Below are 8,253 nucleotides of genomic sequence, written 5' to 3' on the forward strand. Positions count from 1 at the left end.
TGATTAACAATTTTTATCTATATTACCAGAATGGGCTGGATATGCGGTAAAACCCCATATGGAAGGAATGAGCAAATCTGAAATTGCGAGGAGGTTAAATATTGGAAGAACTTCTGTACGTAGGATATTATTGAATATCGATAAATGATTCTTTAACTGGCATACCGGTGTCCTACAACCAAACATGTACACGAGCAGGGTTCTGGTATGCGAATATGTCGTCTTGCTATTTCCCATATCTCTCTTGGCCTGAAATTTTTGTCCACTAACCAGCGACTAATACTATCGTGGGATAATGGAATAGGGCTTACTTCTGATAAGGCTAAACCTGAATAACGCATACTGCTTGCTTGTAAAAAAGCCTTATATAATTCCTTTGTACATCGATGACGCGACATCTTTGACCATTGCTAGTTCGCTTGATTACGCGCATTTTAATGCATTTTTATGTAAGTGCGAAACTCGTGTTGTTATGTCATTTGACCTAACTTCTCGAAGTATCAAGCGTTCTGTTGTAAATGTTGGTATGTTCACAACATGGTTCCAATTATGAAGCTAAATATCGATATAGCGTTAGTTTTGAAATATTTAATACGGTACAAATTTGGTAGAGATTTTCCTTATGCATTTTTTTCACAGCTTGAATTTTTGAAGTATCCACTTTGGGACAACCACCTGCACTATTGCTAGCCCGTACAGAAAACAATCCATCCTGGTGTATGCTCCTGAATAAGTCTTCATTACATAATCGCAATTTGCGATTATTTGTCGCTATATGCTATAATTGCTTTATATGGTTAACGACGGAGATAAACATGGCTCAATCGGTAAGATTATCAGATACATTAGTGAAACAAGCCAAAGCGGTTGGTGAAGTAATGTCTCGCTCTGGGGCAGGACAAATTGAACATTGGGCAAAAATAGGGAAAATTGCAGAAGAAAATCCTGATTTATCTTATGAGTTTATTAGAGATAGTTTACTGGCAAAAGCAGAAATAGATAATGGATTGGTGGATGATTATGAATTTAACCATTAAGCAATCTACTTCATTTAAGAAAACCGTAAAGAAACTGCCTAAACAATATAAAGCAATTCTCGATGATGAAGTCAGGAAATTAGTTAACAATCCAGAAATAGGTGAACGTAAAAAAGGCGATTTGGATTTTTTAAGAGTTCATAAATTTAAATTTTCAAATCAGGAAGTATTATTAGGTTACATGTATCAAGAGGGTGAGCTCGTATTAACCTTACTTAAATTAGGTGCTCATGAAAACTTTTACCGTGATATCAAAAACACCTTTTAAGAACTAATTCTCATCTAGAGTATTTCTTAATGGATTTTAAAGATCTTGATTTCGATATGAGTTTTCAATAAACAAAGCTCCAGTCTCTATGCAGTTTCATAATCTAGGGTTAAATTACAGGATTGGGGCAAAAGCGACATAGACCAACTAAAACAGCCAATAATTTAACCTTACCGACCTAAATCAAAAAAATATCTCTAAATTAATCTCGTTAATTTTCACTTGTCGAACCACAAACAACCCATGCTCTATAAAGGGTTAATCATGGAAATACCTCGTAAAATCTAATCGCATAACGTGGTTCTGAATATAAGCATACATTAATGCATAAAAAATCTAAGCGTGTATAAAACGTTATGCGATTAGATTTTGTGGCCGTAACGCTACAATATCATTGATTTTTTTATTTTCAGGCTGATGCAAGGGCTGATACTTGCCTCAAAACCCGCTGACAAATACGGTAAATATTGCGAGTATTAATTCGATTCCCTGTTTACAAATAATGGTTCATCGGGTTCAGTCGTGCGAGTTTTTAAATAGTTATCCAGATACTCTCTTGTTTCTTGAGGCAACAGTACTTTATTCGTCACACGCTTACTCTTGTGACGTACAACCGAATGAAGTCCTTTTGAGTGATACTGAGAGACGTTGAGTGATACTAATTCTGACTCACGTAAACCTGTTCCTAACAACACATAAAAAATGGCTGTTTCAAGTAAGGCGTTTTGATTTTTTCGAGTACAGATTTTTGCACGTTGTTCACAAGCCGATTTTAAGCGCATGATCTGCTTGGAGGTAAGACCATTCCCTTCGGGCGCATCGGTTTGTAAATCTTTAACACCCGATAATGGATCGCCTGCAATTAATGGCCTTTGATGATGAAGCCATCGACCTGCATGACAAACGGTTGCCATCGTGCGATTAATAGAAGTAGCTTTATAAGGTTTTCCTGTCTTCTCTGAGATAGTATTCGATAAAGTGCGTTGAAATTGTTTGGTCACCGCTGGCGTCCAATTATCTACCAAATCATGCCCTACTTCCGTTTGAAAGAAATTGATAAATTTGCTCAAGCCTTTTTGCTTGGCTTGTTCTGTTTTTAGCGGTGAGCCTTTGACATGCACCTGATAATAAAAAGAGAGCCAAGCCGATAAAGAGTTGGTATCAAAATAAACATCCAAAGGGTGAAAAACCTTATCTACCCTAAACTTTCTATTTTTGTCGTTTTGCACATCCAGTAAACTCAAGACGTTCTCCATGAGCATTTTTTTATTATATCTTATTTAGGGTAGATAAGGTACGTTATCTAGCTCAAATCATAGCTAACGAAAAAATTAAAAAAATATAATAATTTCTCACTTTCTTATGCAGTATATTTGCAATACAAGTTATACATGATATACTTGTAATACAAATATATTAAGGAGTATTCTATGTTAGCAGTACGTTTACCTGAACAACTTGATCATAGACTCTCTGATCTTGCCAATGAAACTAATCGCTCAAAAAGTTTTTATGTAAAACAGGCACTACAAGAATTTTTAGACGATCATGAAGATCACTTACTTGCTTTAGCACGGTTAGAGAAAAAAAATCCAAGAATAACGATTGAAGAAATGGAAGGTCGCCTTGGCTTGGAAGATTGAATTTGATTCTGATGTAGAGAAAGACCTAAAAAAACTTGGACACACCGCGCAAAAGCGAATTATTAATTATCTTAAAGAAAAAATTAGACCTGCGGAAGATCCTCGTGTATTCGGTAAACCCCTATCAGGTGATTTAAATGATGTATGGCGGTACCGAGTCGGTGATTATCGAATTCTTGCAACAATTGAAGATGAAAACTTTATTATTCTGATTATTCATGTGGGTCATCGTAAGAATGTTACGATTGAGGTATAGTTTTCTCATTTCTCATTTATTAATTTTGATGAGTTTATAATATTTTGATTGCAACATGAGTTTTTGAGACAAATCATGCCTTCCTAGATAATAATACCACCCTACCCTATTGATAGCTTGACATTATACTCAACAATTAACGCTACAGATTTTTATCGTCAACAGGATTATGGTGATGAACAAAAGAGTACGTTTAAATTGCGCTCAGGTGTTGATTTAGAGTGTATCAAAATGACGAAATATTTATCTCATAATTAACTTATTTGTTTCCTTTCAACTTATATTTGTATTGCATTACTGTCAGGATACTGAAAACTGCGAAAGAAGTTTTGCTATCTTTAAAGGGGTGAGGAATGCAACTAGATAAAATAATCCACCTATTAATAAGCACTAACGAACAAATTATCAAACTTATTCCTTGAGCCAGAATGATTGCATAAACACCATAATTTAAAATATTGGTTAAATAATAAGATAATGGCAAAGCGATACACTATCCACATAAAATCCCTATTATCATAGGGATTTTTGTGTCATAAAAAGCCCGCAGCATACCTATACAAATAGATCTAACCGCACTTAGTAGAAGATTGAACATTGTAAACACAAGAAACGGTTTTAATAACGAAATAGTGACTAAGCTTATATTATTTGAATAAGGGTATATAAATAAATCCGCAAAGAACGAAAACAAGATAATTGCCGTTAATCCTAGTATAACCCCCAAGAATATACTTATATAACCTATGTCTTTAATCTCTTCATACTTATTTAAGCTAATTCGTCCCGATATTAATAAATTCGAAGCTTGAGATATGCCAAGAATTAAAACTGTCAAAAGTTGCGTATATTGGGATGAAATTTGTTGAGCAATCAATTCACTTGTACCTAGCTTCCCAATAAGAAGAATGAGGCAAAACCCTGCTAAATAATCTGAAATTGCATGTAGTAAAATTGGCCATCCTAAACTAAAGATACGCTTTAAATTAGAAAAATTATTTCGGTCTCTTTTCTTAAAAAAGTGGTACTCCCTATACTCTCCTTTTAAAAAAAATATAACATTAACATTATAAGGATAAGCATAGTGCGAATAGACTGGGCATAACCTAATCCAGCAATTCCCAAGGGGGAAAATAATGAATTTCCAAAGGTTATCATATATCCAAAATATACCGAAATTATCAAACCTATTGAATTTAAAACCAAAATAATTTTGGTTTTCTTTACGCCCAACAGAAACTGTTGCGCGCATGTTAATAATATACCAGAAGGAATAGCCCAACTGTATGCACCGAAATAATCCCTACACAACTCTCTTACTTCTGATGAAAGATCGAAAAACGAAAAGAGTGGATTTAACAGTAATGTGCTCAATAATGCTGCTGATGAAAGCAATAATGATAACAAAAAACCTTGTCGTAAAAGGCCCCTATTTGTTTTAGATTTTGTTCAGAATACATTCTTGCGATTAAGGAGCTTAAAGAAAATAATGGAGCAGCGAATGTCATCATAATTAAAAACTGAGCAGAACCAATTACTGCACCGGCAGCTAGAGCAGAACTGCTCATTTTTGCTAACATTAATCCATTAGTTATAGTTATTAGTATTGTTATCAGATTAAAGAAAGAGATTGGGATCGCTAATGATAAAATTTCTTTTAAGTACGCACACTTTGAACTTTTCATAACGATTTAATGTGCTGTTCTGAATTACAATAAAAGCAATTCTTACTTTTTTCTATAGTAAGAAAAGAACTCTTACTCAAGTTAAATGGATTAATAGCAGACATTCCAAGTACAGTTTGAGGCTCATCAATTCCTGATAAATACACTGCTGCCTCCAATACTGCTATAGAGCATGATATTGATAAAATAGGACAAAAAGCTCTTTTATCAACTCGTTGATTTTTTGGGGTCTTTTTTAGTATTAACTCTAATTTTTCTTGCTTAACTGCACAAAAGTAACAAGCAGATTTACCTGGTATATAGAAAGGCCCTACCCAGTTGGTACTCAAACAAAGCATAGGTGTTTTTGTAATAATCGCTGCTTTGTTATATGACCAGATATTGAGTGAGCAGCTTCATTCTCAATGATAATAGCCAAAAGCATTAAAAATTAAATCAGCTCCTTCTAGATAAGGAACCAAATCAAATTCATCCTCGATTTTTTTACAGACACTATGAAACTTTATGGTTTGATCTACTTCAGTTAACTTTTTTGAACACGATAACGCTTTACCTAAACCAACATCATCCTTCGAATATAAGACCTGCCTATGTAAATTACTAAGTTCTACTACATCGTGATCGATACCTACAATATTTTTAATTCCTAAACGCGCACAATGTAATGTTAACCATGTACCGTATGCCCCCAAACCCACTATCACTACTTTCCTATTTTGTAGGTTTTTATTAAATACCTCTCCGTTAAATTGATTCGTTTCAAAAGAATCTAAAAATCTTATTTGTCTATCATAGAGGGTATCCTCTGGTGATTTGAATACTAAATGATCGCATTCAATAACCATATTGTTTTGTTTTAAAAAAAGTATAATTTCATTAATTTTCTTTAAACTAGATTCAAATTCTGAAAGTAAAAGCTCTTTTAAAACTCCTTTTTGTAGGTTTTGACATAAATATTTCGCTTGTTCATAAGCTACTCCGTGGAATCTATAAGCTTTATTAAATACGTCTGATTTAATTTCGAAGTAATTGTCAAACAAATCATAAGTACAGGAGTTTTGAAATCTAATATACATATTTAATACTCCTATAACACTGGATATCCTAGGGTAATGGAATATAAAGGGGAGTAATTTGCCTCATCTAAATTAAGTAATTTAGATACATCACGGTCCTTTAATGCTGGAGTGACTAAACTATATAAACCATGCTGTTGAAACGAAATGACAAATTTTTGCGCAATTCTTCCGGCGTCGATATACGTATTTCAGAGTCCTTTTTCATATGGCATCTTTTTCATCAATTCTAAAAAATCAGCTACAATAACGATTGAAAATCCCGCTGTTTTGGTAGTTCGTAACCCCTGAATATTTTTTGACATTGCTTCAGAATATATACCATCTTTTTCTAATACTAATTTTTTAACTTTATGATAGGAGTGTATGCCTGGTTTTATTTTTTCGATGTTATAAACAATAAAATATAACTGATATCCAGTAAGGCTTGGCATTATATGGGAAATTGCAGACTCTAAACCAGCAATAAACTTACTATTTTCAATTGCCTCTTTATTAAATAAACGCTTTGTTCTCCTCTTTATTAATGCCTGAGGAAGAGTATAAATAGGATTAGCCTGTACTTCGTCTGAAGAGCTGTATTGTGAAATCGAAGGAAGCTCCATCGAAGAAGCATATGAATTTATTTCCTGGTTTTCATTTGGCATTCGTGCTCTAGAAGCAACATAAGAAATCAGGAGGGGAACGAATTTTAGGCGTGCCCACAGTGGCTGATAGAGTTGCTCAAATGGTGGTCAAACTAATATTCGAGCCCTGCGTAGAGCCGTATTTTTTATCAGATTCCTATGGGTATCGACCGAATAAATCGGCACTGGATGCCATAGGCGTTACACGCCAGCGGTGCTGGCGTTATGACTGGTTGCTAGAATACGATATCAAAGAGCTATTTGATAATTTAGACCACCAGCTCCTGATGAAAGCGGTAAAGAAACACACAGACAATAAGTGGGTCATACTGTATGTAGAACGATGGTTAACGACACCACTGCAACTACCCGATGGTTCTCTACAAGAGAAGAATCGGGGCGTAATGCAAGGTGGAGTGATTAGCCCAGTATTGAGCAACTTATTTCTACACTATGTGTTTGACATGTGGATGAAGAAGAACCATCCCCATACGCCGTGGTGTCGGTATGCCGATGATGGACTAGCGCACTGCAAAACAGAGGAAGAAGCAAAGCAATTATTGGCCGAACTGACGAATCGGTTTAATGAATGCGGGTTGGAGCTTCATCCGGATAAAACGAAGGTTATCTACTGCAAAGATAGAAAGCGACGGAAAGATTATCCAAATAAATCATTTAATTTTTTAGGATACACTTTCAGAGCACGGCTGAGTAAGAATACCAAAGACAATAGTATGTTTATGAATTTTACTCCTGCTGTGAGTAGAGAAGCACTTAAATCAATGCGGGCAGCCACGAGGAAACATAACTTGAGAAATCGTACGGATTTAAGTCTCGGGGATATTGCCAAATGGTATAATCCTATTCTACGAGGATGGATGAATTACTATGGGGCATACAATCGATCGGCATTATATCCATTATGGCGTCATTTTAATAAAACGTTGGTTGCGTGGGCGATGAAGAAATACAAACCGCTTAAATACCGCAAAACAAGAGCGTCTAGGTTTATGGAAAGGATAGCAGAAAATCAGCCAAACTTGTTTGCGCACTGGCGAGTAGGAATGAGGGGTGTGTTTGCTTAATGGAAGCAGTGTGAGTCGAGAGGTTCAAGCACTGTTTTGCGAGGGGCTAGAGCTGAAATGCTCTGGTCTACTCACCTTAAGCTGCATATTGTAACCAATGACAAAGGAGAGCTGCTAGCATTCAAAGTGACCAGAGGTAGCCGTAGTGACAGCAAAGAAGCCGCACCATTACTGAAATCTCTACAGGGTTTAGCTTTTGGTGATAAAGGTTATCTTGGTAAGAAACTGTTTGATGAACTCTTTGAAAAAGGTTTGAAACTAATCACCAGAAAACGCAAAAACATGAAAGAAAAACTTGAGTTATCCCGCTACGAAAAACAACTACTCAACCAGAGAGGAATTATTGAAACTGTCATTGGACATTTAAAATATTATTACCAAGTTTGGCATACAAGACATCGCTCAATATTCAATGCGATGGCTCATTTGATTGCTGCGTTGGCAGCTTATACTATTGAACCCTTGAAATTGTCTGCTATTAAACTAATCGCGAGTTGTTCATAAAAAACGCATAACTGGGGTTATAAAAAGAAAATACCCAATTCCTAAATGCAGTTTCAAATTGATTAGGATCTAT

The 8,253-nt window shown here is 35.2% G+C and carries 14 protein-coding genes and 1 pseudogene; 7 read left to right on the forward strand and 8 right to left on the reverse strand.

Annotation, left to right across the window (positions count from 1 at the left end; all coding sequences use genetic code 11):
- Positions 1-58: 58 nt before the first annotated feature.
- From QM652_RS13195 to QM652_RS13205, 3 genes are all read left to right on the forward strand, one after another.
- Complete coding sequence (locus tag QM652_RS13195; RefSeq protein ID WP_415076562.1) at positions 59-148, forward strand: helix-turn-helix domain-containing protein; 90 nt, start codon at positions 59-61, stop codon at positions 146-148.
- A 667-nt stretch (positions 149-815) separates the two neighbouring features.
- Positions 816-1,037 carry a ParD-like family protein gene (locus QM652_RS13200; RefSeq protein ID WP_415076564.1) on the forward strand — a complete coding sequence of 74 codons (222 nt, stop codon included), beginning with the start codon at positions 816-818 and terminating at the stop codon, positions 1,035-1,037.
- Positions 1,021-1,305 (forward strand): type II toxin-antitoxin system RelE/ParE family toxin, encoded by a 285-nt coding sequence (locus tag QM652_RS13205; protein WP_415076565.1) that lies wholly within the window; start codon positions 1,021-1,023, stop codon positions 1,303-1,305. Before QM652_RS13200 ends, QM652_RS13205 begins: the two co-directional genes overlap by 17 nt.
- Before the next feature lie 476 nt (positions 1,306-1,781).
- On the opposite strand, the gene QM652_RS13210 is transcribed toward QM652_RS13205, so the two are convergent.
- Positions 1,782-2,549 carry a tyrosine-type recombinase/integrase gene (locus tag QM652_RS13210; protein ID WP_415076567.1) on the reverse strand — a complete coding sequence of 256 codons (768 nt, stop codon included), beginning with the start codon at positions 2,547-2,549 and terminating at the stop codon, positions 1,782-1,784.
- 186 nt (positions 2,550-2,735) lie between these two features.
- On the opposite strand from QM652_RS13210, the gene QM652_RS13215 reads away from it, so the two are divergent.
- Both QM652_RS13215 and QM652_RS13220 read left to right on the forward strand, forming a co-directional pair.
- Positions 2,736-2,948 carry a TraY domain-containing protein gene (locus tag QM652_RS13215; protein ID WP_415076569.1) on the forward strand — a complete coding sequence of 71 codons (213 nt, stop codon included), beginning with the start codon at positions 2,736-2,738 and terminating at the stop codon, positions 2,946-2,948.
- Positions 2,932-3,204 (forward strand): type II toxin-antitoxin system RelE family toxin, encoded by a 273-nt coding sequence (locus tag QM652_RS13220; RefSeq protein WP_415076571.1) that lies wholly within the window; start codon positions 2,932-2,934, stop codon positions 3,202-3,204. Before QM652_RS13215 ends, QM652_RS13220 begins: the two co-directional genes overlap by 17 nt.
- Before the next feature lie 493 nt (positions 3,205-3,697).
- On the opposite strand, the gene QM652_RS13225 is transcribed toward QM652_RS13220, so the two are convergent.
- From QM652_RS13225 to QM652_RS13255, 7 genes are all read right to left on the reverse strand, one after another.
- A complete protein-coding gene (locus tag QM652_RS13225) occupies positions 3,698-4,366 on the reverse strand; it encodes an MATE family efflux transporter (protein ID WP_415076585.1) in 669 nt (222 codons plus the stop codon).
- On the reverse strand, positions 4,249-4,611 hold the full coding sequence (locus QM652_RS13230) for an MATE family efflux transporter (protein ID WP_415076573.1): 363 nt from the start codon (positions 4,609-4,611) through the stop codon (positions 4,249-4,251). Before QM652_RS13230 ends, QM652_RS13225 begins: the two co-directional genes overlap by 118 nt.
- Entirely contained in the window at positions 4,575-4,784 is a 210-nt protein-coding gene (locus QM652_RS13235) for a hypothetical protein (protein ID WP_415076575.1), read from the reverse strand. Before QM652_RS13235 ends, QM652_RS13230 begins: the two co-directional genes overlap by 37 nt.
- Positions 4,785-4,885: 101 nt before the next feature.
- On the reverse strand, positions 4,886-5,218 hold the full coding sequence (locus tag QM652_RS13240; RefSeq protein WP_415076577.1) for a hypothetical protein: 333 nt from the start codon (positions 5,216-5,218) through the stop codon (positions 4,886-4,888).
- Between the two features lie 72 nt (positions 5,219-5,290).
- The gene (locus tag QM652_RS13245; RefSeq protein ID WP_415076579.1) at positions 5,291-5,965 is read right to left on the reverse strand and encodes a HesA/MoeB/ThiF family protein; all 675 of its coding nucleotides are present in this window, start codon (positions 5,963-5,965) and stop codon (positions 5,291-5,293) included.
- 11 nt (positions 5,966-5,976) lie between these two features.
- Entirely contained in the window at positions 5,977-6,147 is a 171-nt protein-coding gene (locus QM652_RS13250; RefSeq protein WP_415076587.1) for a nitroreductase family protein, read from the reverse strand.
- Between the two features lie 9 nt (positions 6,148-6,156).
- Positions 6,157-6,612: a hypothetical protein gene (locus QM652_RS13255; protein ID WP_415076581.1), complete on the reverse strand. Its 456-nt coding sequence runs from the start codon at positions 6,610-6,612 to the stop codon at positions 6,157-6,159.
- Between the two features lie 29 nt (positions 6,613-6,641).
- Here QM652_RS13255 and ltrA point away from each other — a divergent pair.
- Together ltrA and QM652_RS13265 are read left to right on the forward strand one after the other, a co-directional pair.
- Positions 6,642-7,676, forward strand: a pseudogene (ltrA, locus tag QM652_RS13260) (group II intron reverse transcriptase/maturase); the annotation flags it as partial.
- A gap of 57 nt (positions 7,677-7,733) precedes the next feature.
- Entirely contained in the window at positions 7,734-8,180 is a 447-nt protein-coding gene (locus QM652_RS13265) for a transposase (protein WP_415076583.1), read from the forward strand.
- Positions 8,181-8,253: the final 73 nt, after the last annotated feature.

Origin of the sequence: Legionella sp. (assembly GCF_047605385.1) — a bacterium.
Classification (GTDB): domain Bacteria; phylum Pseudomonadota; class Gammaproteobacteria; order Legionellales; family Legionellaceae; genus Legionella.

Coding starts and splice junctions, on each gene's coding strand:
- QM652_RS13195 (WP_415076562.1), top strand. CDS start 59: ATGGAAGGAATGAGCAAATCTGAAATTGCGAGGAGGTTAAATATTGGA.
- QM652_RS13200 (WP_415076564.1), top strand. CDS start 816: ATGGCTCAATCGGTAAGATTATCAGATACATTAGTGAAACAAGCCAAA.
- QM652_RS13205 (WP_415076565.1), top strand. CDS start 1,021: ATGAATTTAACCATTAAGCAATCTACTTCATTTAAGAAAACCGTAAAG.
- QM652_RS13215 (WP_415076569.1), top strand. CDS start 2,736: ATGTTAGCAGTACGTTTACCTGAACAACTTGATCATAGACTCTCTGAT.
- QM652_RS13235 (WP_415076575.1), bottom strand. CDS start 4,784: ATGTTAGCAAAAATGAGCAGTTCTGCTCTAGCTGCCGGTGCAGTAATT.
- QM652_RS13245 (WP_415076579.1), bottom strand. CDS start 5,965: ATGTATATTAGATTTCAAAACTCCTGTACTTATGATTTGTTTGACAAT.
- QM652_RS13255 (WP_415076581.1), bottom strand. CDS start 6,612: ATGCCAAATGAAAACCAGGAAATAAATTCATATGCTTCTTCGATGGAG.
- QM652_RS13265 (WP_415076583.1), top strand. CDS start 7,734: ATGCTCTGGTCTACTCACCTTAAGCTGCATATTGTAACCAATGACAAA.